General features: G+C 64.4%; 22 protein-coding genes. 9 read left to right on the forward strand and 13 right to left on the reverse strand.

The annotated features are described in order from the left end of the window. Positions 1-12 precede the first annotated feature (12 nt). From A6F68_RS02005 to pseC, 5 genes are read left to right on the forward strand one after another with little or no spacing between them, the layout of a single operon-like run. Positions 13-705 (forward strand): polysaccharide biosynthesis/export family protein, encoded by a 693-nt coding sequence (locus A6F68_RS02005; protein ID WP_232308180.1) that lies wholly within the window; start codon positions 13-15, stop codon positions 703-705. A gap of 16 nt (positions 706-721) precedes the next feature. Beyond that, positions 722-2,923 carry a GumC family protein gene (locus A6F68_RS02010; protein WP_074428260.1) on the forward strand — a complete coding sequence of 734 codons (2,202 nt, stop codon included), beginning with the start codon at positions 722-724 and terminating at the stop codon, positions 2,921-2,923. 8 nt (positions 2,924-2,931) lie between these two features. Further along, a complete protein-coding gene (locus tag A6F68_RS02015) occupies positions 2,932-4,158 on the forward strand; it encodes a tetratricopeptide repeat protein (RefSeq protein ID WP_067675620.1) in 1,227 nt (408 codons plus the stop codon). A 51-nt stretch (positions 4,159-4,209) separates the two neighbouring features. Next, positions 4,210-5,232, forward strand: a complete 1,023-nt coding sequence (pseB, locus tag A6F68_RS02020; protein ID WP_067675623.1) for a UDP-N-acetylglucosamine 4,6-dehydratase (inverting) — start codon at positions 4,210-4,212, stop codon at positions 5,230-5,232. Positions 5,233-5,259: 27 nt separating this feature from the next. Beyond that, complete coding sequence (gene pseC / locus A6F68_RS02025) at positions 5,260-6,420, forward strand: UDP-4-amino-4,6-dideoxy-N-acetyl-beta-L-altrosamine transaminase (RefSeq protein WP_067675626.1); 1,161 nt, start codon at positions 5,260-5,262, stop codon at positions 6,418-6,420. Here pseC and A6F68_RS02030 read toward each other — a convergent pair. The 13 genes from A6F68_RS02030 to pseF form a co-directional block, all read right to left on the reverse strand. Next, positions 6,417-7,907 (reverse strand): capsular polysaccharide export protein, LipB/KpsS family, encoded by a 1,491-nt coding sequence (locus A6F68_RS02030; protein ID WP_157096615.1) that lies wholly within the window; start codon positions 7,905-7,907, stop codon positions 6,417-6,419. The genes pseC and A6F68_RS02030 overlap by 4 nt on opposite strands. Next, the gene (locus A6F68_RS02035) at positions 7,886-8,500 is read right to left on the reverse strand and encodes a pseudaminic acid biosynthesis-associated methylase (protein WP_198152650.1); all 615 of its coding nucleotides are present in this window, start codon (positions 8,498-8,500) and stop codon (positions 7,886-7,888) included. Before A6F68_RS02035 ends, A6F68_RS02030 begins: the two co-directional genes overlap by 22 nt. A 58-nt stretch (positions 8,501-8,558) precedes the next feature. Further along, the gene (locus tag A6F68_RS02040) at positions 8,559-9,815 is read right to left on the reverse strand and encodes an N-acetyl sugar amidotransferase (RefSeq protein ID WP_067675637.1); all 1,257 of its coding nucleotides are present in this window, start codon (positions 9,813-9,815) and stop codon (positions 8,559-8,561) included. Further along, a complete protein-coding gene (locus A6F68_RS02045; RefSeq protein WP_067675640.1) occupies positions 9,812-10,570 on the reverse strand; it encodes a HisA/HisF-related TIM barrel protein in 759 nt (252 codons plus the stop codon). The genes A6F68_RS02040 and A6F68_RS02045 overlap by 4 nt, the downstream gene beginning before the upstream one ends. Continuing rightward, entirely contained in the window at positions 10,567-11,196 is a 630-nt protein-coding gene (gene hisH / locus A6F68_RS02050) for an imidazole glycerol phosphate synthase subunit HisH (protein ID WP_232308181.1), read from the reverse strand. Before hisH ends, A6F68_RS02045 begins: the two co-directional genes overlap by 4 nt. Further along, positions 11,193-12,320, reverse strand: a complete 1,128-nt coding sequence (locus tag A6F68_RS02055; RefSeq protein WP_067675644.1) for an N-acetyl sugar amidotransferase — start codon at positions 12,318-12,320, stop codon at positions 11,193-11,195. Before A6F68_RS02055 ends, hisH begins: the two co-directional genes overlap by 4 nt. A 34-nt stretch (positions 12,321-12,354) precedes the next feature. Beyond that, positions 12,355-13,062 carry a hypothetical protein gene (locus A6F68_RS02060; RefSeq protein ID WP_157096617.1) on the reverse strand — a complete coding sequence of 236 codons (708 nt, stop codon included), beginning with the start codon at positions 13,060-13,062 and terminating at the stop codon, positions 12,355-12,357. Positions 13,063-13,260: 198 nt separating this feature from the next. Next, on the reverse strand, positions 13,261-13,863 hold the full coding sequence (locus A6F68_RS02065) for a GNAT family N-acetyltransferase (RefSeq protein ID WP_084001513.1): 603 nt from the start codon (positions 13,861-13,863) through the stop codon (positions 13,261-13,263). A 3-nt stretch (positions 13,864-13,866) separates the two neighbouring features. Beyond that, on the reverse strand, positions 13,867-15,165 hold the full coding sequence (locus A6F68_RS02070) for a DegT/DnrJ/EryC1/StrS family aminotransferase (protein ID WP_067675653.1): 1,299 nt from the start codon (positions 15,163-15,165) through the stop codon (positions 13,867-13,869). Between the two features lie 13 nt (positions 15,166-15,178). Continuing rightward, a complete protein-coding gene (locus tag A6F68_RS02075; protein ID WP_067675656.1) occupies positions 15,179-16,153 on the reverse strand; it encodes a Gfo/Idh/MocA family protein in 975 nt (324 codons plus the stop codon). A gap of 7 nt (positions 16,154-16,160) precedes the next feature. After that, positions 16,161-17,204, reverse strand: a complete 1,044-nt coding sequence (gene pseI / locus A6F68_RS02080; protein WP_067675659.1) for a pseudaminic acid synthase — start codon at positions 17,202-17,204, stop codon at positions 16,161-16,163. Positions 17,205-17,208: 4 nt separating this feature from the next. After that, a complete protein-coding gene (gene pseG / locus A6F68_RS02085) occupies positions 17,209-18,678 on the reverse strand; it encodes a UDP-2,4-diacetamido-2,4,6-trideoxy-beta-L-altropyranose hydrolase (RefSeq protein WP_067675662.1) in 1,470 nt (489 codons plus the stop codon). A 3-nt stretch (positions 18,679-18,681) separates the two neighbouring features. Further along, positions 18,682-19,395 (reverse strand): pseudaminic acid cytidylyltransferase, encoded by a 714-nt coding sequence (gene pseF / locus A6F68_RS02090; RefSeq protein WP_067675665.1) that lies wholly within the window; start codon positions 19,393-19,395, stop codon positions 18,682-18,684. Positions 19,396-19,528: 133 nt separating this feature from the next. Between pseF and A6F68_RS02095 the strand changes: the two genes are divergently transcribed. Genes A6F68_RS02095 through A6F68_RS02110 form a run of 4 tightly spaced genes read left to right on the forward strand, consistent with a single transcriptional unit; the run spans position 19,529 to position 24,334 of the window. Next, a complete protein-coding gene (locus A6F68_RS02095; RefSeq protein ID WP_198152651.1) occupies positions 19,529-20,857 on the forward strand; it encodes a polysaccharide biosynthesis protein in 1,329 nt (442 codons plus the stop codon). A 17-nt stretch (positions 20,858-20,874) separates the two neighbouring features. Next, complete coding sequence (locus A6F68_RS02100; protein WP_157096618.1) at positions 20,875-22,122, forward strand: hypothetical protein; 1,248 nt, start codon at positions 20,875-20,877, stop codon at positions 22,120-22,122. A gap of 25 nt (positions 22,123-22,147) precedes the next feature. Next, the gene (locus tag A6F68_RS02105) at positions 22,148-23,272 is read left to right on the forward strand and encodes an NAD-dependent epimerase/dehydratase family protein (RefSeq protein WP_067675673.1); all 1,125 of its coding nucleotides are present in this window, start codon (positions 22,148-22,150) and stop codon (positions 23,270-23,272) included. A 30-nt stretch (positions 23,273-23,302) separates the two neighbouring features. Further along, entirely contained in the window at positions 23,303-24,334 is a 1,032-nt protein-coding gene (locus tag A6F68_RS02110) for a WaaS/CpsH family glycosyltransferase (protein WP_067675676.1), read from the forward strand. Positions 24,335-24,422: the final 88 nt, after the last annotated feature.

Here is a 24,422-nt window from a genome sequence, read left to right on the forward strand (position 1 = left end):
CGTCGTGCTGTAATGTTGGCCGCTTTCTTGGCGGCATTTCTCGCCGGGTGTGGGGGCGGGCCCAAGTTCGGGTCTGCCGGCTCGGTCGCGCAGACGCTGACCGAACTGCCCGAACCCACCGCGGCCGACACGATGGGCGTGCGCACGTACCGCGTCGCGCCGCTCGATAAGCTTCGCGTCGATGTATACGACCTCCCGGCGCTCAGCCTGGAAAGCGTGCAGGTCGGTGCCGACGGCATTCTCAAGTACCCCGTTGCCGGCGAAGTCGCGGTTGTCGGCTTGACTCCGGCCGAGGTCGAGGGCCTCCTTCAGCAGCGGCTGCGGCAGAACTACATCCGCGATCCCCAGGTCACGGTGAACCTCGTCCAGACGACCACGCAGGTCGTCACCGTGGATGGCCAGGTGCGCGAGCCCGGGCAGTATCCCGTCATCGGCGGCACCACCCTGATCGAGACAATCGCCAAGGCCAAGGGACTCACGGAAACCGCGAAGCCTTCGTCCGTGGTCGTCCTGCGCACGGTGAACGGCCAGAAGATGGCGGCGCTCTACAACCTGACCGCCATCCGCCGCGGGGTCTATGCCGATCCCGCGCTGTATCCGAACGACATCGTCGTGGTCGACGAGAACGTGGCCCAGCGGTACTTCCGTGACGCCATCACGATCTTCTCCACCCTGAGCTATCCGCTCGTGGCACTCCTTCCCTAACGGGCATTCCAGCTCCATGGCCAAGACCCTTCTCTCGCAAAGCATCACCGACCTCCAGGGACCGGCACAGGTCCCCTCGGGGCCTTCGACGCCCGACGAATCCCCCAACGCCGCCCCGCTGCTCCTGCAGTACTGGGGTGCGGCGCTTCGCCGCAAATGGCTGATCCTGGCGATCATGCTGCTTGCGCTCGCCGTGGGCGTGGCGGTCACCTTGCTGGCGACGCCGCAGTACGAGGCGATCGCCCAGATCGAGATCAGTCGCGACGAGCGCAACCCGACCAAGATCGAAGGTATCGAAGGCGATACCGCGATGCAGGACGCCGAATTCTACGAAACGCAGTATTCGCTGCTTAAGTCACGCTCGCTCGCAGAGCGCGTGGCGCGTCAGTTGAACCTGGCTTCCAACCCCGATTTCTATGCGGCGCACGGGTTCGATCCGCCCGCCGCCGGAGCCGACGCGCGCAGCCGCGTCCGCAGCGCGGGCACCCTGCTGCTGGCCAATGTCGAGATCATTCCGATCAGCCGGTCGCGGCTCGTCAATGTGCGCTACACCAGCGCCAATCCGGAGCTTTCGGCGCGCATCGCCAATGCCTGGGTCGAAAACTTCATTCAGGCGACGGCGGACCGCCGTTATGCGTCGACCGTCGGCGCGCGCCAGTTCCTCGAAGGACGACTCGCCGACCTTGGGGTGCGTCTTGAAGAGGCCGAGCGCAAGGCCGCCGAGTTTGCGTCGAACAAGGGCATCGTTCCGCTCAGCCGCGGTTCGAATTCCGATGGCATGACCCAGACGCAGCAGACGCTGGCGGGCGCCCAGCTCGAGGCGCTGAGCAACGAACTCGCGCGCGCCACCGCCGACCGCATCGCGGCGGAAGCCCGCACCGGCAACACGATCAATTCGTCGGTGGTCGAGAATTCGACCGTGGCGCAGCTTCGCCAGCAGCGCGCGGAAGCCGCAGCCGATTACGCCGCGCTCATGCAGAAGTTCGAACCGGGCTACCCGGCCGCCCGCGCATTGCAGAACAAGCTCGATACGCTCGACAAGGCGATCGCGGCGGAGGAATCGCGGGTCAACCGTGCGCGGTCCACCGGATTTGCGGAAGCGGCTCGCCGGGAGGCGGCGCTGCGCTCGCAGGTCGCTACGCTCTCCGGGCGCCTGAGCCAGGAAAACCGCGACGAGATCCAGTACAACATCTACCAGCGCGATGCCGACACGACCCGGCAACTCTACGACAGCCTGCTCCAGAGCTACAAGGAGATCGGTGTCGCCGGGATCGCTGCGAACAATATTTCAATCGTCGATCGCGCGGATGTGCCGACTTCCCCCTCCTCGCCCGTCCTTCTCGTAAACCTCCTGATCGCCCTGTTCTTCGGCGCGCTCGCTGCCTTCTTCGTGGTGGTCGTGCTCGAACAGATCGACGAGAGCCTCCGCGAGCCGTCGGACGTGCAGCGCCTGCTGCAGCATCCGCTGCTCGGGGCGATCCCGATGTCGACCGAGGAGGAGCCCGTCGAGCAGCTCGACGATCCCAAATCCGAGCTGTCGGAAGCGTATCTCAGCGTCCATACGAGCCTTGCCTTCGCGACCGATCACGGCGTCCCGCGGTCGATCATGGTCACCAGTTCGCGGCCCAACGAAGGCAAGAGCATCACGTCCTATGCGCTGGCGAGCGTGCTGGCGCGGACCGGCAAGAAGGTCCTCCTCGTGGACGGCGACATGCGGTCGCCGTCGATCCAGGAGCTCGATCGCTCGGTCAACAAGCGTGGTCTCAGCAACGCACTGGCCGGCGACGCCGACTGGAAAACGCACATCCGGCCGAACCGCACGGAGCGCTTCGCCATCCTTACCGCGGGACCGACCCCGCCCAGCGCGGCCGAGCTGCTCAGCGGGGCACGCTTCGCGACTGTCCTCGATGAAGCGCTCCAGGATTTCGACCATGTCGTGATCGACGCGCCACCGCTGCTCGGCTTTGCGGACTCGCCCATGATCGCCCGTGCTGCGGAGGCCACCGTGTTCGTCGTCGAAGCGGCGGGCGTGCCGGTTCGCGGTCTGCAGTCCGCGCTCGCCCGCCTCAAGGCGGCGCACGCCACCGTGGTCGGCGTCGTTCTGACCAAGCTGTCGCTGGATCGCTTCGGCTACGGCTACGGGTACGGGTACGGCTACGGCTACGGCTACGGTCGTCGCGACGCCGGTGACGGCAGCGATGAGCGCGCCGCCGCCTGAGACGAAGCATGAGTGGCAAGCGTTCCCCGATCTTCACTGCGCTCGCGGCTGCAGGCGCCTTGGCTCTGGCCGGCTACGTCGCGTTCGACGCGGCGCGGGCGGCACTGATACCGGTCAGCCCGGCGGCCGCTGCCAGCCTTCCCGGTGCCACCAAGGCGCAGGTCGCGGCATACAGCCAGTTTCTCGGCCAACCCGACAAGATGCCGTCGGACGCCGCAGCGATGCGCGCGGCGCGCGATCGTCTGCGCGAAGCCCCGCTCGATGCCAATGCGCTCAACCTGATGGCCTACGTGGCCGACCCAGAAGGCCGTTCGCCGAAAGCCGCCAAGTACGCTTCGGTCGCCACGCGCGTGTCTCCGCGTGTGACGTTCTCGCAGCTGGTCATGTCCTATTCGACCCTCCAGGCCGGCGACGTGCAGCAAGCCATGCGTCACTTCGATGCGATCCTGCGCGCGCGACCGGACTCGGCGCAGCTGTTCTTCCCGCGGCTGCAGCAGGCCCTGGGGCAGGCGGAGATGCGCGAAAGCCTGGCTGACCTGCTCGCGGATCGTTCGCCGTGGGTGCTCTCGTTTCTCTCTGAGGCGAGCGCCAAGAAAGAAAACGCGGGGCATGTGGCGCGCATCATGCTCGACGCCGGTGCCCGCGTGAGCCCGGGAATCTGGACGACCTACGGCGGCCAGTTCGTGACTCGCGCCTTCGAGGCCGGCGAGTATCGCCTGGCGTCGCAGCTTATCGAGCGGGTGCCCGGTGCAAGTGCGGACATGTTCACCAGCCTCACGCTGAGCCCTGGCAATCTCGATCCACAATTCGGCGCGGCGGCATGGAACCTGATCAGCGATGCGACCGGCTCGGCCAGCGCGGTGGACATGGGCGATGGCGCCAGGACGCTGTCGATCTACGCTGCCGGCAACGCCAACGACGCGCTCGCCAGCAAGACACTCCTGCTTCGGCCAGGCACCTGGCGGATCCGGCAGGAATTCACCAAGTCGGGCGAGACCGCTGGCGCTGAAGCCTATTGGCGCATAGCCTGCCTTGGACTGCGCGACCTGTGGCGCAGCGGCAACCTGCTGGAGCGGGCCCCGGATAGCCTCGGTCCGATCGTCATTCCCGGAAACTGCCCTGCACAGCGCCTCGATCTGGTCGTGCGCGTGCCGTTCGGGCAACCGGCGATTGACTTATCGGTTCGGGACATCGAAATCGTGCCCGCAAGCCCCCGGCAAACCCCCAATCCCTAATCTCTCGCCTGCGCGATCATCGCGCGCGACGACACTGGAAAAGACCCCCTCGTGACTGACGGCCTCAACGGTAAATCGATCCTCGTAACCGGCGGAACCGGCTCCTTCGGCAAGGCATTCGTGCGGCGCGTGCTCGACGCCAACCCGAATGTTCGGCGCCTGGTGATCTATTCGCGTGACGAGCTGAAACAGTTCGAAATGCAACAGGTCTTTCCGATAGACCGCTATCCCGGACTCCGGTTTTTCATCGGCGATGTGCGCGACGAGGCGCGGGTGCGCCGCGCGCTTGAAGGGATCGACATCGTCGTACACGCCGCCGCACTGAAACAGGTGCCCGCGGCCGAGTACAACCCGTTCGAGTGCATTAAGACCAACGTCATGGGCGCGCAAAACGTGATCGAGGCGGCACTCGATGCCGGGGTCCAGCGCGTCGTCGCGTTGAGCACCGACAAGGCGGCCGCCCCTGTCAATCTCTACGGCGCGACCAAGCTGTGCTCGGACAAGCTGTTCATTGCGGCGAACAACATACGCGGCAACCGGGACATCCGGTTCTCGGTCGTTCGATACGGAAACGTCATGGGCAGCCGCGGCTCGGTCATCCCGTTCTTCATCGCCCGGCGCGGCGGCGGCGTTTTGCCGATCACGGACCCGGCGATGACCCGCTTCAATATCTCGCTCGAAGAGGGCGTCGACATGGTCCTGTGGGCGATCGAGCAGGCCAGCGGCGGCGAGATACTCGTGCCGAAGATCCCGTCGTACCGGATCACCGATGTGGCGACTGCCGTCGATGCCGATGCCCGCCACGACATCGTGGGCATTCGGCCCGGCGAGAAGATTCACGAGGAAATGATCACCAGTTCGGACAGCCCGAACACGGTCGACCTCGGCCGCTACTACGCCATTCTTCCCCCCGGCGACGAACGGATCGTGTCCGACTACTGCGATCGCCACGGTGCGCAGCTTGTCGATCCGGGTTTCTCCTACAACAGCGGCGACAACCCGGACTTCCTATCGGTCGAGCAGATCCGCGACCTGATCGCCCGGCATGTCGAGGGCGATTTCGGCGGCGATTGACGCCCTAGGTCGCGGAAAGGCGGCGCAATGGAATTCATTCCCTACTCGTGCCAGTCGATCGAGGACGCCGACGTCGAGGCGGTGGTCACGGCCCTCCGAAGCCCGTTCCTGACGCAAGGACCGGAAATCCCGGCGTTCGAGGCTGCGTTCGCTTCGCTTCATCAGGTCGAGCACTGCATCGCCGTCGCCAACGCCACGGCGGCGCTGCACCTCGCATGCCTTGCCCTCGGTCTCGGCCCCGGCGATCGCGGGTGGACCGTACCGAACAGCTTCGTCGCTTCGGCCAATTGCATCCGCTATTGCGGCGCGGAGGTCGATTTCGTCGACATCGATCCGGCAACCAGGGTCATGAGCGTCGAGCGACTGGCCGAAAAGCTCGCTGCGGCCAAGGCAGACGGTACGCTGCCCAAGGTCGTCATTCCCGTGGATTTCGCCGGACTGCCCGCCGACCTGCCGGCAATCCGCGCGCTGGCCGACGAGTACGGATTCTACATCGTCGAGGACGCCTCCCACGCGGTGGCCGCATCGCGCGACGGGGTGATGGTCGGCAGCCGCTGGGCGGACATCACGGTATTCAGCTTCCACGCCGTGAAGGTCGTCACGACGGCCGAAGGTGGTCTGTGCGCGACGCGGGACCCCGCGCTCGCGCAGCGCATCCGGCTACTGTCGAGCCACGGGATCACGCGCGACCCCGCGTTGATGGAAAGCCAACCCGAGGGCGGCTGGTATTACGAGCAGGTCGCGCTGGGCTACAACTACCGCATGACCGACCTGCAGGCTGCGCTGGGCCGTTCGCAGCTCGCGCGGCTGCCTGCCATGCACGCGCGCCGTGCCGAGCTTGCCGCGCGTTACGATCGACTGCTTGCGCCGCTCCCCGTCAAACTGTTGCAGACGGCAGAGGGCCTCGTGTCCGCGCTCCACCTTTACGTGATCGAAGTCGACGCAGCGAAGACCTCCGCCACCCGCGCCACGGTCTTCGCCGCCCTTCGCGATGCGGGGATCGGAGCGAACGTCCACTACATCCCGATCCACCTGCAACCGGATTATCGCCGGCTGGGCTTCGGCGAGGGACAGTTCCCCGCAGCCGAGGCCTATTACGCCAGTGCGATCTCGCTCCCGCTCCATCCCCGATTGACCGATGAGCAGCAGGATTATGTCGTCGAGGTCCTGCGCCAGGCGCTCGGCTAGGAAGTCGGTACGGGAGCGGCGCATTCCGCCGCAACAGCAGCGACGAGCCGATTGAGATTCTCCGGCGAAAACAAGTCGCTGCGGGGCTGGGGATCGCCCGGGTAACAGCGCGTACCCTGCTCGACGAGCGCATCGATCAGGCTTTCGCGATTCTCTACCGGGCGATAGTACGCGGGATAGTTGAGCGCCTCGGCAAGCTCGGCATAGGAACGAATGGCCGTCGCCCCGGGCCAATCGCGATAGTAGACCTCACCGACGACCAGGACTTGGCGCCCGATCGCGAGGGCATCCATCCCCGCGCTGCTCGACACGCTCACGACGAGCGCCGAATTGCGGATGAGATCGCGGCCGCTCTGTCGCCCGTGCACGAAGCGCAACGCGCCGTACTTTCGCTTCAAGAGTTGCCATGGTTTCGCCCCCAGCGCGCCGAACTGGTTCGGATGCTCCTTGACCCAGAGAGTTGCCCCATGCGGCAAGGCTCGAAGCGCGTTCTCGACAAGGACCGTCTGGTCGCGAAAGTCGGGCGCGAAATAGAGCAGCGAGGCCTCGGGCTCGTACTGCAGGGGATAGACGACCCGCAGCGGATCATGGCTCGTCGGAACGGAGTCGTAGCAGCTCGGCTTCGTGGAAAGCGCGCGCAGGTACATCCGATGTTCGTCGACCGCGCCGGCGGTCAGGACATCGCTGAACCGGGGAAAGCCAAGCCGCGCCAGCTGGACCCGCGCGAGGCGGGCCCGCTGCACTGCGCGGGCCATCAGGCCTGGCTGAACGATCAGCGCCTGCTCGCCCCGTCGCTGCCTCAGGATTGCCAGCGGGGAGAGCTTCCCCTTGAAGAACGAGGGGTGGTACGCAGGGCCTCTGCGGTCGGCGACGACCCCGTCGAAATAGCTCTCGATCGACGCTTTCAGAGGCTCGCGCTCTCCGTCCGGAAATGGCGCCGAGCGCACGGGCCGGGAGATATGAATCCCGTCCGCGAAGAAGAACCAGTCGGGAAACCACGCATTGCCCCACATCAGGCGGCGCGCACCGTGCTTTCGCGAAAGGTAGAAGGCGCAATGCGTTACGAATAGCGCGACCGGCTCAGACAGGAACGCGTCGATCCGGTGCTCTGCGAACACGCGGGCGAGACCGTGATATAAAGCGCCGGCGATTCGGCCCTGCATCTCGGGTGGGAACGTCGGCAAATAACGGTCCGACGCGATCGGCGACCACGGATAGCCCGTAACCTCGCGAAAATCCGCGGGCTCTTCCCACCGGTCGCGATCGTCCCGCAATGCATCGCGCACCACGCTCTCGATCGACATGACGACTCTGCCGCCGATGCCTTCGATGTACGCACGCTCGCGTTCGTTCTGCACGACGTGGAGATAGCGCGCACCATCGTGACGCGCCTCCATCGCCGGAAGGAGCCGCGAAAGGTACGACCGGGACAGGCAGAGGATCGTCGGTCCGGCGGCGTCCGCCATCAGCGCTTCTCGAACAGCCACCAGGTAATGTCGTCGAACCCGGCGTCGTCGTAGATGTGGCCCCAGAGGAAGCCGTAATCGACGAGCTCGACGTCGAAGTTCTCGAGGAACAGCTTGCCGAAGTCGCGCTTGAAAAGCTTGTCCTTTTCGCCCTGGTACTCGATCATCACCGGCGTACGGTTGAAGTACTCGCCCATCAGCACGTAGCGCTTCGAATAATCGAACATCTTGCCCATGGTGGCGACAAGGTCGTCGGGGTTGATGTGAATCAGCACGCCGATCGTGAAGACGAGATCGAAGCTCGCCGGCGGGAAATCGGACGCGAGGATCGGCCCGTTGAACGACGACGCGAGCGGGTAGCGGTTCGTGACCGTTTCGTATGCGCCCTTCGAGATCTCGATGATCGACTTCTGCGCATCCGGCCGCACGGCTTCGAGGAAGCCGATGTTGCGCCCGATGTTCGAACCGCATTCGAGGATGCTGCCGATCGGACCGGCCGAAGCGAGCATCTTCGACCAGCCCTCTTCCCCGCGATCGCGATCGAACGCGGCATTCTTCTCCATGTATTCCTTCGAATACGTATCAGCCCAGAATTTTTCCTGCTCGCGATTCATGCACATGGTCTCCAGAGAATTTCGAATGGGGCGCCGGGGGGGGCGTAGCTCCTGCGGACTAAAGCGGATAGCCCTTGCCGATGGTGATGTAGCCACCCCGTCCGGTATAATCGAGGTCGCTTTGCGCCGCGAATCCCAACCGCGCCTCTATCGCGGCGCATGCGCTTGGATCGCCTTCCGGCAGGATCCGCGCCCGCTCCCAGCGGCCGGGCTTGGTCTCGTGCCAGAAACGCGGGTTGCGGTGTTCGTTGATCAGGAACTCGAGCCCGCTTCGGTCGAGCCCCAGCCAATCCATGAAAAGGTCGAGATAGCGCGGGGCGGCATCCTCGTACCGCTGGACCAGCGCCAGCCCTTCGTCCCGCGTCAGCCGTCCGTGGCGAATCTCGCGGCAGGCGTGGTCGGTCACCTTGGAATAGCCGTGCTTCGCCAGCTTCAGCCGATCGTGCAGATCCATGTAGTTGAAGCAGTCGACGTAGTCATAAGTGTCGAAGGTCCGCGCGAAGCGAGCCCCCTTATATCCATGGGTTGCGACCATGGCCTCGTGCTGTGCCTTTGGGTCCCAGCGCACATAGTTACCGAGATAGATTCCCCGCACACCGACCGCGTTGAGGTCGGAATCGTCGGGGTAGCGATACTGCCACACGTCCTGTTCCGTCAGCGTATCGAAGATCGAGGTGAGGTCGTCCGCTTCGTGCCCCATCAGGTCGTGGTCCTTGCGGTACCGGCGGGTCATTTCGACCTCGTGCTCGTGGCTGAACATCCCGACCTGCTCGAGGCCCTGATGCGCGCCCCATACTATCAGCGGAACCTTGAATCGGACTGCCGTCTGGACCGGAAATACAGTCTGTCCAGCAAGGCACGGCCAGTACATCGAACCGAGCATCCGCAACGTGGTGCGGGTGATCTTCTTCACCGAAACGGGGTTCACGTTCTGGACGAGGATATCGCAGTCGAAGCGAATCCGCAGGTTCGCCAGGTTGCGGATCCCGAGCGGCGTGTTGAAGTACTTGTTATAGGTCACGAGGAGCGGGTTGAGCCCCAGTCGCTCCTTGACGATGTGGACGATCCAGTGGCTGTCGTTTGCGCCGGTCACCGGCACGATGCAGTCGTAAGTCGTGCCGGACTTCGCCCGGTATGGCTCGACGATGGCCAGAAGCTTCTGCCAGCGTTCGCCGAAATCGAGGCGGTCCTTTTCCTCGTGGATGCGGCATCCCGAGCAGATACCGTCCGCGTCGATCGTCAGGCCCAGCGCATGTGCGGTGGTGTACAGGCAGCGGCGGCACGACTGCACGGACTGTTGTTCGAGGTTGGTCATGCGTACCGGGTCTCGTGATAGGCGGCCGGCCGGGTCGGCGCGCCTTCCGCTGCTTCCTTGAGCGCCTGGATCGCGTGCTCGCGGTAGGCGAGGAAATTCCCGACTCCCACGGCGACGACACGCGGACGGGACAGCAGCGCTTGCACCTGTTCCCCCTCCGAGATGCCACCGAAGGCGATAAGGGGGCACTCGCCCGGCACAATGTCGAGCAGGGCATCGTCGAACGCGCCGGGATGACCCTCGTGCGCCGGGTCGATCACCATCGCTTCGGACAGAACGCCGTCTGCCAGCGCCTCGATCAGCGCCGGCCCCGGTTTCTCGGAAATGCCGGTTCGGTAATCGAGCCAGCCGGTCCGCGACATCGGCAGTGCGGCGACCATGGCCTGGTTGCCCAGTCGCGCACTGGCGCGCGCCACGGCGTCCAGATCGTCGCGAAGAAGCGCATCGACCGCGATCCGGTCGGCCGCCGCGCCGACTGCGTCGACCGCGTCCTGGTCGCTGCGGATGCCGCCGGCATAGATCATCGGCGTCGACACGCCCTGTCGCGCGATCCGCTCGAGCAAAGCGAAATCGGGCCCGAGGCCAAGGCGCGTGCGATCGATGCACTGGAGCAGGATCTCGTCCGCCCCCCAGCGATCGAGATTCTCGACCAGCACTTCGGGCCGCCCCAGCGGCAGATAACGGGAGTATCCGAACGACTGGACTGCCCATCCGTCCTTGACCGTCACGACCCCGACAAGGCGCTTCGCGATCATCCGCACAATCCCTTGATGACGTTGCGGAGCAGTTCGCGACCGTCTTCCTGGCTCTTTTCCGGATGGAACTGCAGCCCGACGAGGTTTTCGCGGCGCACGCCGACGGTGAACGGCCGATCGATACGCGCAGTCAGGGCGCGGTAGTCGGGAGGAGTGTCGAAGACGAAGCTGTGGTTGAAATACATCGCCCGCCCGTCGGTCGGGGCGAACATGGAGTCGGCGGTGACCGCGTCGACCGCGTTCCAGCCGATGTGGCACGGAGTCTGGTCCAGCCTGATCACTTCGCCCGGGATCAGCCCCAGCCCGGCATTGTACCCATATTCGTGCCCCGCGTCGGCGAGGAGCTGCATCCCGAGGCATAGACCGACGAACGGCTGCCCTGCGCGCCCGCGCTCCTGCAGAAACTCCGCAAGGCCGGTATTGCGGAGCGCTTCCATCGCCGCGCCGAAGGCGCCAACGCCAGGCAGGAAGATGACATCTGATGCGGCGAGCACCGCAGGATCGGACGATATCCGGCAGCGGTGCCCGATCGCGTGCAGCGTCTGCCGCACCGAGGCATGATTGCCGACACCATAGTCGACGATCCCGACGGTGCGCCGCGTGACCTTGATCAGGATGCGCCTCACAGCCCCACCCCGACCGTGTACTTGCGTTCGATCAGCCCGTTGGGCCGCACATCGAACAGATCCTTGTTCACGGAGCCGTGAACCTGCTGCCAGAACGCATCGACCGAGATCCCGATGTAGTCGCAGAAGGCCGCGATATATTCGGGTGAGCAGCTGTCGTCGTAGCGGGTGACGAGGTCGATGCCCTCGTCGCGGGTCAGCCGGCCGAGGCGAATTTCCTCGTTCACGTAATCGGTCACCCGGCCAAAACCGAACTTGTAGAACTTGATCATCTGGTTGAGGGTGACCCAGTCCTCGTCGAGCGAGGTGACCCCGCGCAAGTCGCCGGTGTTCTCGACCGTGTCGGTGCGTAGCTGCAGTCCTTCGCTGGCGGCATACATGCCGTTATTGGTCAGGGACCAGTCGCCCAGGAACCAGCCGAGATAGACGATCTGGAGGTCGTGCTTCTCGAAGTCTTCGGGGCTCGGGTACTGGTAGGGGATCATCGACTTCATGTCGGCGACGTCGAGCATCCAGTCCATCGCCCCGCCCGCGAGGGTGTTCATGTTTCTGAGGTTGTTGCCGTCGTATCCAGTGCGGCCCAGCGTCTTGAGATCGCCAAGCTGGAGACCCGGGTTCTCACCCCAGAGGATGAGGGGAATCTGATAGCGGATGGCGAGCTGCGGGACCGAGCTGAACAGCGCCATTTCGGTCGAGCGTCCGAAGTTGGTGAAGCGGTCGAAAGCCTCGCGCATTAGCTTGCGCCATGTCTGCGGAGCCGGCGCGCTCATGACGAGATCGAATCCGTGCTCGATCAAGGCGGACAGGTTCTCGGTGCCGCGCTCGGTAACCTGTTCGGGAGGATATGTCAGACATACCAGGAGCGGGTTCATGCCCAGCTTGTCGCGAACCCAGAGCGCCTGCCTGGTCGAATCCTTGCCCCCCGATACGCCGATGATGCAATCCCAGTGCTGGCCGGGCTTCTTGCGGTACCCGGCGAGCAGGTCCTGAAGAATCTCGTAGCGTTCCTGCCAGTCGACATCCTGCAACCGCGCGAAATAGTCGCACGCGGGACAGATACCCTCGGACGTGAACTTCGTATTCGGTCGCGTGTCCGGCTGGAGGCAGCGAGAGCAGTACTTCATCGGCGCGGGCTTTGGCGAAAGGCGTCGGCGATTGCTAGGGAAAAGCGGGTGAACTACCGGCCGCCGCCTCGCGCAGGTGAATGAGGCGGCTCAGCGGCAACACGCAAGGCGGCGCATTGGGTGGCAGAGCGGATATCGTGGTCCGTCCGGCATCGAGTGCGATCGCCAGAGCGGCCGAGTTCAATCCGGCGACATATCTCGCACGCGACAACGCTGTCGACAGGTCCGGCGCTTCGTCGAGCGCGGCCACCGGATGCGATGCGATCCAGTCGTCGTACTTTCCAGGCTCGTCGGCCGGGTGGGGGCGTATCCGGAGGCGCGTACTCTCCGGTATCCCGACATCCCGAGCGCTCGCCACGAGATAGTCCAGCGCCTGGATTTCACCCGGGACATCTAGGCCCCAGCCAGAGCGCGCAGGCTCGCCGATGAACAGCAGGTCCCCGTCGGGCGGCGTGGGGCCCGCCGCCTTCACTTGCGCCAGGTGATAATCGTTCCGTTGCAGACGGACAGGCAATTCCGGAAATTCGGCACGGGCAATCTCGAGCGCCGCGGGATCGGTCACCCAGATCTCGTCCGGCAGTATCTCTACCCCTCCCCGCCGGAAGCGAGAGCGGTAATTCGTCCAATGATCCAAAAGTGCAATGGCAGGCACACCCCTGGCCTTGGCCCATGCCCGCGCATCGTGCTCAAGATCGCTCGCCCAGCCGGTGCCGGTGAGCAGGCAATCGGTTTCGCCAAGCATGCACTCGAGGTCCTGGGCACCGCGGGAGATCAGGCCATACCTTGCGGCAATAGCGGTCGCAGGTCCATCGCAGCAAAGGGCGGGTTGGCGCGTACACTCTCGAAGCCAGAAAAGGGCAATGTTCGCTGCGCCCGCGTCGTGCGCTACGACAAGCGGCGCGGATCCGATTGCAAAGAGATCGTCGAGCGCAGGCAAAGTTCAAGGCATGTCATAGGTCGGAGGCACGGCGAAGAAGCCACGCGCCTTTTCGCCGAACTCGGGCATCCATTCGTCGCGCAGCGCTCCAACCATGATGCTGTCCGAGAATTCGCCGTTGCGCAGGAGGGTCTGGCGCTGAATGCCTTCCTCTTTCAGTCCCACCTTTGCACAGACCTTGCGAGATGCTCCGTGCAACGCGGACACGCCGCCCCAGATGCGGTTCAGGTTCAGCCGGTTGAACCCATAGTACATCATCATGAGGCACGCTTCGGTTACATACCCCTTCCCGGCATAATTCGCATCGCCCAGAAGATAGCCGATGAATGCACGCCGGTTCAGCCAGTTGATGTCCGAGAAGGAGATGTTCCCGACGTGGTCGCCGGACTCGTTGTCGAAAATGCCCAGCAGAACGAGAGAACGGTTTGCACACGCAGTAGTGTAATAGTCCAGCATTCGCTGTGGGTTATTGGGAAAATGACTTCTCTCGGTGTACTCGTCGAGCGAAAGGTCGTCGAGCCAGCCATAGTATGGCGTGTCCGGCGTCATCTGATCAGGCGTTAGTCCGTGAAGCGATATGCGCTTGCCAACAAGGAACCTTTCCATCTTTTAGTCTCCTTCGACCTCGCCCGTCCCCTTGCGTAACGCATCCATTCCGGCCCACACCTTGCGGAATGCAGCGACCACGGCGTCGACGTCCTCGGGCGGGTAGTCGCACATGCACAGGTTCAGGCCCATGAATGTCTCGCCATGAAGCTTTTCGGCGATCGGGCAAGTGCCGGGGCCGTACGGGATTTCGCGCTCGGCCAGGCTGAAGGGGAAGTGGTCCCGGCCGTAAGCAATGCGGTGGCGGAAGATCGGCAGCAGGTGCAGGTTCTGGTACCCGGCGAAAAGACCCGGCACGCCTTCGACCTGGAGCGCGGCGACGATGTTGGCGCGCGGCACGCCGAGAGCCTCGGTATCGAGCGTCATCCCGTAGACGTAATAGACGTGCGTCCCGTCCGCCTCGACCTTCGGAGTCGTCAGGCCGGCGAGGCCGGCGAGGCCTTCGTCCAGCTGGCGCGCGGCGCGCTGGCGGCTCTCGACCCGCTCCTTGAGCTTGTCGAGCTGGACCGAGGCGATTGCCGCCTCGATCTCGCCCATGCGGAAGTTGTAGCCGATCATGTTGACGTAGTCGGCCGGGTCCTCGCTCTTCAGCACGGACTCGGCGTGATTGCGGATGAGCTGGAGCCGCTCCGCCAAACGGTCATCGTCAGTGACGAGGATGCCCCCTTCGCCACAATGGATGTGCTTGTGATAATTGAGGCTGAAGCCCCCGATGTCGGCCAAGGTGCCTGTGAAACGGTTGCCGGTCTTGGCGCCGGGCGCCTGCGCGGTGTCGGTCAGAAGCGCCAACCCGTGACGGTCGGCGATGCCCCGCAGCGCGGTCATGTCCGCGGACTGGCCGAAGATGTCGACCGCCATGATCGCCTTCGTCCGGGGACCCACGAGTGCTTCGACGCTGTCCGGGTCGAGATTGAAGGTTTCCGGATCGATGTCGGCGAAGACGGGGATCGCGTTCCAGTGGAGGATCGCCATCGCGGTGGCCGACATCGTCCACGGCGTCGTGATCACCTCGTCACCGGGCGCTATCCCGGCGGCCCCCACCGCTGCGATGAGGCCCGACGTCCACGAATTGACGCTGATCGCGTGGCGCACGCCGAAGTAGTCGGCGGCCTTCGCTTCGAACGCGCGCACTTCCGGTCCACCAAGGAAAAATTCCCCGGGCGCTCCGATAAAGGCCGAAAGCACGCCCGAGCGGACGACCCTCGAGGCTGCCTCGACCTCGTCTTCGCTCATCGCCTTGAACAGCGCGAGCGGCGTCTCGACCGTCGGGGTGCCGCCGTGGATGGCGAGGGTATCGGTCATGCAATGCTTTCCATCAGTGATCATGCGCGAGTGCTGCGCGGCGCATCTGCTCGCACACGCGCTGCGCCGCAAGAGCGGTTTTCCCCGTCGATGCAAGCGCCGCGCCCGCATCCAGTGCGGCGGCAATGTTGGCGATCGCAGCAGGCATGGCCTCGTCGTAGCGGCCTGCGACATGCTCGAACGGGCCAAGCGACCGGTAACCGGCGAACTGGGTGCTCTCGTCGGCCCATCGGTACGTCCAGGAGAGTCCCCCGTCGCGCATGACCATCTCGCCCCGTTCGGTCACGATCGACAATTCGAACACCGCGTAATCGCGGGCATCACCCACCGACAGCGTGATCGGAACGCCGGCCTCACTACGAAGCAGCGCTGGCACCGACGGGTCGTCATCCCAATGATCGAACACCGGGTACCCGGCCGCCATCAGGTCTATCGGGCCGAGCAGCATGTGGAGCAGATCGATCATGTGACCGCCGTTGTGGACGGCGCCCTTAGTATAGATGCCGTAGGCCGAGCGCACGCTTCCCCAACAACCGGCTGCAAGGTCGTGCGCCAGTTCGACCACGTCGGGGGCCCAGCGACGGGTGTAGTTGACGGCGAGCAGAATGCCGCGCTCGGCACACCGATCTGCAAGTTCTGCGGTCTGTTCGGCGTCGCCGCTTACCGGCTTTTCGCAGAAGATCAGCTTCGGCCCCAGATCCAGCGCCGCAGCGATGTCCGCGGGATGGGCGCTGGTGGGAGAGCAGATCGACACGACATCATAGGCTGCAGGGCCGAGTTCGCCCAGGGTCGCAGCCGACCGGGGTACGCCCCAGTTGCGGGCAAATTCCTCGCGGCGCGCTGCGTCGGGATCGACGCATGCTTCGATCGAGAACCCGCCATGCGCGCGGTACGCTCCGGCATGGGTCCGCGCCAGGGCGGTGGACGGGCGGCCCTCGTCGAAGCCTCCCGCGATCCGGCCGCAGCCGATTATCAGAGCGCTGTGCAATTCGGCCTCAGGCGACCAGGTCCCAGTCGAGCGGAGTGCCCGCCGTTACCGCGCGCGTGACCCGCTTGCCGAGCATCTGGTCGTAGAACTTGGGCGGGAGGCCGAACCCGGGTCGCACGATGCGCAACGTGTCCGAAGTCAGCTCGTCGCCTGCGGCCATATCCCGCGCGATATAGAGCGAACGACGAAAGGCCCGCGACTTCTCCTCGGCCTTGGTACCGCCGTAAGTGACCTTGCCGATGGCCTGCCAGGCGCGTTCGGTTTCCTCGCGCAATGTCCGGAATTCCGCCGGCTCGAGGCTGAAGGTCGAATCGACTCCCCCATCTGCGCGCGCAAGCGTGAAATGCTTTTCGACCAGAACAGCGCCCATTCCGACGGCGGCGACCGCGACGCCGCAGCCCATCGTATGGTCGCTCAAGCCCACTTCGACCCCGAATGCCTCGCGCATGTTGGGAATGGTCGAGATATTCGTGTTCTCCGGAGTGGCGGGATACGTGCTGGTGCACTTGAGGATGACGATGTCGTCGTTCCCGGCATCGCGCGCCGTACGCACGGCTTCGTCGATCTCCGCCACGGTCGCCATGCCGGTCGAAACGATCATCGGCTTGCCCGTCGCCGCAACCTTGCGGATGAGGGGCAGGTCGGTCACTTCGAAGCTGGCAATCTTGTAGGCCGGTGCGCCGAGGCTTTCGAGGAAATCGACGGCCGTCTCGTCGAAGGGGGTGGAAAAGCAGTCGATCCCGTGCTGCACCGCCCGCTCCATGATCGGACCGTGCCAGTCCCATGGCGTGTGCGCTTCGTCATACAGGTCATAGAGTTGCCGCCCAGCCCAGAGGCTGTCCGGATCTTCGATCACGAATCCGGGCGCGCTCACGTTCAGCGTCATCGTTTCCGCGGTGTAGGTCTGCAACTTGATCGCGTCCGCTCCGCTGGCAGCGGCTGCGTCGACGATGGCCAGGGCACGGTCGAGCGACCGGTTGTGATTGCCCGACATCTCGGCGATCAGGTAGGGGCGCGCGTTTCGCCCGACCTCGCGGTTGCCGATCATCATGGCGTCAGTCGTCTCCTGCCGGCAACACGCCGGGTTTACGGTAATGTCCGGGACTCACGCGAAAGTAGCCGCTCGATTCGAACAGCCGCGCGGACCCGCGGTTGCCTTCTAGCACTTCGGCGACAATGTCCAATCCCGCCGCGGCCCGGCGCTCACCTGCGGCAAGCAGGTGCGGGCCGATACCGATGCCGTGGAGGTCTGGATCGAGATAGAGCGATACTTCCACGCTTGCCTCGTCGACCCGGTCGAAGCGGATTACGCCCACCGGACGAGACCCGATCATGCCGATGAGCAGGCTGCGCGCGGGATCGGCAAGGGTCCGCGCAAACCAGTCGCGATGGTCGTCTAAGGGAATTTCCGATCGCTCGCGCGAAACGGCCCGCGTCGCAGAGTCGTTTCGCCAGCGATAGGCCAGCTCGCAATCCTCTTCGGTCGCCTCGCGCACCCGGAGCCGGTCGGCGAGAAGCGCAACCGCAACGCGGTCAGATCCCGCACCATCGACGAGGGAGCGCGCAGCCCGCGCCATCTCCTGGCGCAACGACACATCGCCGATCAGTCTCGCGACGGCTGCCGCCAGGCTTTCACGGTCGGGGGCGCTGGCAAGTATCACACCTGCCGCTTCGAGATGGGGGACAACGGCGAGTTGGTTCTCGGCGACGACCGCCAGGACGCTCGGTACACCCAGACAGCAGCGTTCCCAAGTGGCCCCTCCGCCGGCGCCGATCTGCAGGTCGTGCCGCGCGAAGAAGTCGGCAAGGTTGGGAAGGTCCAGGGAAAGCGTGGCGTTTTCGTCAGCCGCGATTGCCTCTTCGAGCGCGGGCAGTCGCGGATCCGCGCTTGCTGCGACCACCTCCACCCGGCCACAAAACCCGGCATCGCGCACCGCACCGAGAGCTCGCTTGGCGAGTCCGGACTGATCGAATCCGCCCACGAAAATTCCGATGCTGCGCACTTTCTCGACGATCTCGACAGGTCGTGCATCGGCGTAAACCCGCCCCAGCAAGGCGAAGCGCGGCCCCGCGAGAATTCGCGATCCGCGAAGGAGCAACCCGGCATATTTCGCGCGCGCATCGGGCGCGAGGTTGTGGTCGATCAGCACTTCGACGTCGAATTCGCGATCGGCTACATCGTCTATCGCTGCTACGCGGCACCCCAGGCGATCGCGCATCGTGCTGTGCCACTCGGCGTCGAGCCGGTAGGAATCGACGATGATCCAGTCGGGCCTCCATTCGGAAAGCACAGCGATGGTTTCGGCTGCATCGTCACCGTCAGCGGGCAGGCATGAGACGGCAAATCCGGCACCTTCGATCACCTCGGCGCTCGGATAGCCATCCACCCTCGTCACGAAGCGAACCTGGACCCCGAGATCGCGAAGCGCCTGCGCGAGCGAGAGACAGCGGCGGAGGTGCCCGATGCCGATCGACGGGCCGGCATCGGCCCTGATCGCGATTCTCGGCGGCTCGTTGCACCTCACCGGCTAGTTCCGCGAGCCGCTGCCAATCGCACGAAACAGCGCCTCGGCCCGATCCCAATCTTCCGGGGTGTCGATATCGACCACCCGCCATTCGGGCAGCACGATGGCGCGGCCGTTGGCGTGGATATTCAGACCGGCGAGCCACGTTTCGGCTGAACCCCAGTAGAACTGGCCTGCATCGAAATACGCAGGCTCGAGGTCCTGCGTGCGCGTCGCGACATGCTCGGGCGCGAACGGCGCCACCCCTCCGCCGGCGTCGCGACGAAGGGCCCGCTGGATGGGAGACGGGAAATGGGTGACTGGAAAGGCATAGCCCGCGCCTCCCGCATTTTCGAGCAGGGCCAGCGCTTCGGCAATGTCGCTCGAGCGGATGAAGGGCACGCCTGGATAGATGCAGCAGACCATCGCACCGGACCACCCGTCTTCGCGGCATGCTGTGATCGCGTGCTGGATAACCGGCACGGTGGGTGTGAAATCGTCGGACAGGTCTGCCGGTCGCTCGAAGGGCACGTCCGCGCCCTCGGCCCGCGCGATGGCGGCGATTTCGGCGTCGTCGGTGGAGACGACCACGCGCTGGAACAGGCCCGATTCCAGCGCCGCACCGATCGCATAGGAAATCATCGGGCGATCGCCGAACGGCCGGATGTTCTTGCGCGGAATGCGCTTGCTGCCGCCCCGGGCGGGGATGACCGCGAGAGCGGTAGGTGCCGTGTTCATATTGAAGCTCGCTGTCTCGTCCGGCGGCCCGCCTAGTCACCGCATTCAGGTAAGGCAATTGCCTCGATTTCAAAATGGATTATGGCCACGAGCCATGCCCCCATCGCCCGAACCGCTCGCCGAACGGGCGCCCATGGCTTCGCGCGGCGACATCATGCGTCCCGGTTGGGCAAGTGCCGCGTTCCTGATCGTCATGCTCGGCGCTTCCGCCCTGACGATGGCGCGGATGGCAGTAGTCGCGGGCCTGCTCCTCCCGAGTGACTTTGCCCGATACGCGACGATAATTGCAACTGGCGCGTACCTGGCGACAATCATCAGTTTCGGGGCCGTCGAGCAGACGATCAAGGCGTTCCCCCGGCTTGTCGAAGACGGGCAGGAGGGCCTGTTGCGTGGGCGTTCAGGCGCGATCTTCGCCGTGCTCGCCAAACGCTCGGTCATGGTCGGTCTTCCCGCGCTCGCGGTCGGCCTGGCGTTCGACGTCGAATGGGCGTCCGACCTCGCGATCTCCGCCGCCTATGCACTGGTCACAGCCGGCATGGCGCTCGTCGCCTCGCTTCAGCGCGCCATGCACGACACCCGCAAGCTTGCGCTGGGAACGGTTCTGCGAACTGCGGTCGTCTTTGCCTGCGTCGTCGCGGCTGCCTGGGTGGCAGGTGTCGACGCGATCCTGGCGGCCGAGATCGGCGCGACAGGGTTCGTGTGCCTGTTGTCGGTATTTCTCTTCGTTCCGCGCTCCTCGCAGAGTGCCGACCGGGAACCCGAGACCGAAGCCCCGGCGACAGGCGATCGCAGCGGCGTGACCGTGTTCCTGGCCTACGGCGCGGTCAACGTTCCGTACTACCTCGATCGACTCTACGTGAGCGCGGTCATGGGGCGCGAAGTGGCCGGCCGTTACGCGGTGCTTGCGCTGTTCCTCATGTTCGCTGCACTGCTCGTCGGAATTCTCGCGCAGCGCGTCGGGCCCGATGCCATTCGCCTGGTCCACCGCGAGCGTCATTCCCGCAGCGCGGCCCGGCACATGGCGCTGTGGATCGGCTTGGCTTCTGCCGTCTGGCTCCTTGCAATTGGTGGAGCCGCCACCCTGTTTTCCTGGGAGGGCCTTCCCGAGGGAATCGCGCGCTACGCCATCGAGCCGGATTTGCTCGCGCCCATCGCGGTTTCCGGCGTCCTGTTGAACGTGGGCCTGCTTGAATTCCTGATCATTGCCCTCGATCGGGAGGCGGCTTTGCTGCGGGCGGCGTTGGGGTTTCTCGCGTTGGTCCTGATGGCGGCAATGGCCATCGCCCTGACCGGTCAGGGCCTCTACGCCATGCTGTGGGCGCTGGCGGGATGTCGCCTGATATATGCGGCCTTGCTGCTGGTCGCGTTGCGTTCACCTCCGTCCCGCAATAAGGGACAGACTAAGCGCGTGCCGACCGGGCTCGCTCAGGTCGATGCAATTACGGGAACCATGGATAAGTGAGGCCACTCATCTGCATCGTGGCGCTGCTGTTCTGCATGTTTCCCTACACGCAGATCATCCCGCTCGAATCCTATAACCAGCCGTATGCAGCTGTCTTCTCGGCAGCAGCGCTCCTGGCGATGTGGCCGGTCATTTCCGCGCGCTTCCCGTTCCCGGACGCGGTAGCTCTGGGTGCCCTTGCAGTGCTTGGCCTGTTCGCCTTTGCCGCGACCTGCTTCCCGAGCCCCAAGCCGCAGGAGGTGAAGTACCTGCTCATTTACCTGTCGCCCATCCTGTTCGCGATGGCGGGCTTTGCCACGATTCACTCTTTCCCCGCCCTTGCCGACAAGGTCATAACCCTGAGCGCATTCATCTGGGTGTTGGTGGGCATCGTGCAGGCGACGGTCGCTCCCGACTTCGCTACCCAGCTCGTCGGCGAGTTTGGCGATGCAGCAGACGACCTGATCGATTCGGGTCGTGGTGTGCTAGGCTTGGCGCCCGAACCCACGCACTTCGGCTTTCACATGATTATCATGGCCGCATTGCTGGTATTGGTGGGGGGGCGCAATGTCATGGCGCTAGTGTGCATCGCCACGGCGGTGCTCATCGCCCGCTCGTCGAGCGCGCTGCTCGCCCTGATTTTGGGCGCGCTTATCTATTTCCTCATTTTCGGTGGCCGAGCACGTCTCGCGCTGGTCCTGATCATTCCGCTCTACTATTTAGTGGGCCTTCTCGTTGACGGAGGTATGTTGCCCGCCGAGTGGCGGATCACCCGCCTAATGACCGAGTTTTGGTACGACCCGTTTTACCTGCTCACGAGTGACGCGAGCGCGAACGCTCGCTTGGGGGGCATCTACGTTGGCGCCAAGGAGATCGTTTCAAATTATTTCTTCCCGGCTGGCCTCAGTCACGAAACCTGGTTTGCGCGAGTTGGACCAATCATGTCTGAGAATGGATGGTTGATCTTCATCAGTCTCACCGGAATTCCTTCAGGCATTCTGATCGCCATCTACCAACTCGGCATCTTCGGGCTGCTAATCTTGGGTTTCATGCTCTGGCGCATGATGACGCGGCTCCGTTCGCACATCGAAACACTTCTGGTCTGCTCGGTCGTCTTTGTCTTCTTCTCGCAATACATGATTTCGACACCAGGCTTCGGCCTGATCTATGGCGCTGTGCTGGCCCGCAAGGTAGCAGCGGGCGAGAGGCTCGGATGGGGCCGCAGGATGCGTGGCCGGCGGAAACTGGCGGAGAATTACCCCCAGGCGGGTATGCAGGCCGGCTAGCAGCAGCCAATACAAGGATTCCAGGGTGCGTATCGCAATAACAGGCGGAATGGGCTTCATCGGCCAAGCGCTTGCGCGCAATTTGCTGCGCGGAGGGCACGACGTCCTTCTGATCGACAATCTTTCTCCGCAGATCCACGGGGACATACCTCGGGCGACGACACCAGAGGGCGCCTCACTCCGCCGCCTCGACATCAAAGAAATCGTCGATGATCACACACTGATCGATGGGTGTGACGCCGTCTACCATCTGGCCGCTGAAACCGGCACCGCGCAGTCGATGTACCGGATCCGCCACTACGTTTCGGTGAACGAACTGGGTACGGGGGCGCTGCTCGAAGCGCTGGCGAAATGCGAGCGTCGGCCCGCAAAGCTGGTCCTCGCCTCGAGCCGCAGCGTCTACGGCGAAGGGGCGTACATCGATCCGCGGGAACCTGCTCGGATTATCCAGCCCACCAGTCGCACCCCGGAACAACTTGCGGCAGGTAACTGGGAATTGCTTGCGACAGACGGCCACCCGCTCCAGCCGGTGGCCACGCCCGAGAACCTGTCGTTCGCACCCGGTTCCGTCTACGCAGCGACCAAGGCCGCACAGGAGCTGCTCATCCGATCCGCCGCGCCGGCACTGGGCATCACGCCCGTAGTATTGCGCTTCCAAAACGTCTTCGGCGAAGGTCAGTCTCTGCAGAATCCGTACACCGGCATCATATCCATCTTCTTCAATCGAGCACGACAGGGCCTGCCGATCGCCCTGTTCGAGGACGGACTCGAAAGCCGGGATTTCGTGCACATCGACGATATCGTCGGCGGCCTCGTCGCCTCGCTCTTCGCCGACGTTCCGGACGAAGAAGCCATCAATCTGGGGGCGGGCGAACCGACAACTGTCGCCCAGTTGGCGGAAGCCTTGGTCGAAGCCAGCGGTCACGCGGTTCAGACGAATGTGACGGGCGAATACCGGGTCGGAGATATCCGGCACTGCTATGCCGATATCGACCGGGCCCGCCGGTATCTGGGCTACTCCCCGCAAGTCTCGCTGGCGGATGGCCTCGCACGGTTCTGCGCATGGGCAGAGAGCCAGCCGGCGTTCGAGGACCGCTCGGAAAGGGCGATGGCGGAACTTCGCGAACGCAAGCTCGCCTCCGCCGGCTGACTTCGCCCTAGTAATCGGGTTCGAATAACTATGGTACCCTCCCTCGACGGCGCCCGTGTCCTGCTGATCGCGCCGCGCTTCTTCGGGTACGACGAGGCGATGGCGCGCGAGCTCGCCCGCCGCGGCGCTCATGTCGATGCGATGGCGGACAGGCCGTTCGATTCGCCCTCGTATCATGCAGCCGCGCGTTTCTTCCCGCGACAAGTCCAGCGTGCGACCGAGCGCCACTATCGCCGCCTGCTGGCCGACTTCGGAAGTAAAGCTTACGACTACGTCATCGTCGTGAATGGCCAGACACTTTCGCCAAGACTGCTCGGTGAGTTGCGGCGCGACAACGCACGCGCGCAATTCATCTTCTACTTGTGGGATTCGCTCGCCAACCGCTCGGGTGCCCTCGACCTGGTGCCGATGTTCGACCGCGCCTTCACGTTCGAGCGGGAGACAGCGGCGCGCCACGGGATGCGGTTCCGCCCATTGTTCTTTGACGACCACGCGGGTGGCGCGGACGCCGAGGACACATTCGACATCTCTTTCGTCGGCACCGCGCATACTGACCGACACAAGGTCGTCGAGCGACTCGATGCGACGCTCCCCGCGGGCGCCCGGCGATTCTGGTACCTTTACCTGAAGGCGCGCTGGGTGCTTTCCGCATATCGCATCACCAACCCCAGCTTCCGCGATGCCAAGGCCGGGACGTTCCGGTTTGAACCGCTGTCGCGCCAGGAAAGCCAGCGCGTATTCGAATCGAGCCGCGCCATCCTCGACATCGAGCACGCCCGGCAGACGGGGCTGACGATGCGCACGCTCGAGGTCCTTGGCGCAGGCAAGAAGCTCGTCACAACCAACGCCGACATCCGGGCCTATTCGTTCTACGACCCTGCGCGGATCGAGGTGATCGATCGCGCCCGGCCGCGCATCGCCGACGGGTTTCTTGAGGCGCCGACGCCCGCTCTGGCCGACGACATCCGCTATCGTTACAGCATCGCGGGATGGATCGACGAATTGCTGACGGAACAGGATCAATCGGCGATCCACCTGAAGCCCGGACTTTGGCGGGGGTGACGACATGAGCGAACATCGATCGCTGCGAGCACTTCTTGCGTCCGACCTAGAACGCTATTTCCATTATTACGGGCAGCCTGGCCGGACG

Origin of the sequence: Tsuneonella dongtanensis (genome assembly GCF_001698205.1) — a bacterium.
Classification (GTDB): domain Bacteria; phylum Pseudomonadota; class Alphaproteobacteria; order Sphingomonadales; family Sphingomonadaceae; genus Tsuneonella; species Tsuneonella dongtanensis.

Coding starts and splice junctions, on each gene's coding strand:
- A6F68_RS02005 (WP_232308180.1), top strand. CDS start 13: ATGTTGGCCGCTTTCTTGGCGGCATTTCTCGCCGGGTGTGGGGGCGGG.
- A6F68_RS02010 (WP_074428260.1), top strand. CDS start 722: ATGGCCAAGACCCTTCTCTCGCAAAGCATCACCGACCTCCAGGGACCG.
- A6F68_RS02015 (WP_067675620.1), top strand. CDS start 2,932: ATGAGTGGCAAGCGTTCCCCGATCTTCACTGCGCTCGCGGCTGCAGGC.
- pseC (WP_067675626.1), top strand. CDS start 5,260: ATGGAATTCATTCCCTACTCGTGCCAGTCGATCGAGGACGCCGACGTC.
- A6F68_RS02035 (WP_198152650.1), bottom strand. CDS start 8,500: ATGAATCGCGAGCAGGAAAAATTCTGGGCTGATACGTATTCGAAGGAA.
- A6F68_RS02040 (WP_067675637.1), bottom strand. CDS start 9,815: ATGACCAACCTCGAACAACAGTCCGTGCAGTCGTGCCGCCGCTGCCTG.
- A6F68_RS02045 (WP_067675640.1), bottom strand. CDS start 10,570: ATGATCGCGAAGCGCCTTGTCGGGGTCGTGACGGTCAAGGACGGATGG.
- A6F68_RS02055 (WP_067675644.1), bottom strand. CDS start 12,320: ATGAAGTACTGCTCTCGCTGCCTCCAGCCGGACACGCGACCGAATACG.
- A6F68_RS02060 (WP_157096617.1), bottom strand. CDS start 13,062: ATGCTTGGCGAAACCGATTGCCTGCTCACCGGCACCGGCTGGGCGAGC.
- A6F68_RS02065 (WP_084001513.1), bottom strand. CDS start 13,863: ATGGAAAGGTTCCTTGTTGGCAAGCGCATATCGCTTCACGGACTAACG.
- A6F68_RS02070 (WP_067675653.1), bottom strand. CDS start 15,165: ATGACCGATACCCTCGCCATCCACGGCGGCACCCCGACGGTCGAGACG.
- pseI (WP_067675659.1), bottom strand. CDS start 17,204: ATGATGATCGGCAACCGCGAGGTCGGGCGAAACGCGCGCCCCTACCTG.
- pseF (WP_067675665.1), bottom strand. CDS start 19,395: ATGAACACGGCACCTACCGCTCTCGCGGTCATCCCCGCCCGGGGCGGC.
- A6F68_RS02095 (WP_198152651.1), top strand. CDS start 19,529: ATGGCTTCGCGCGGCGACATCATGCGTCCCGGTTGGGCAAGTGCCGCG.
- A6F68_RS02110 (WP_067675676.1), top strand. CDS start 23,303: ATGGTACCCTCCCTCGACGGCGCCCGTGTCCTGCTGATCGCGCCGCGC.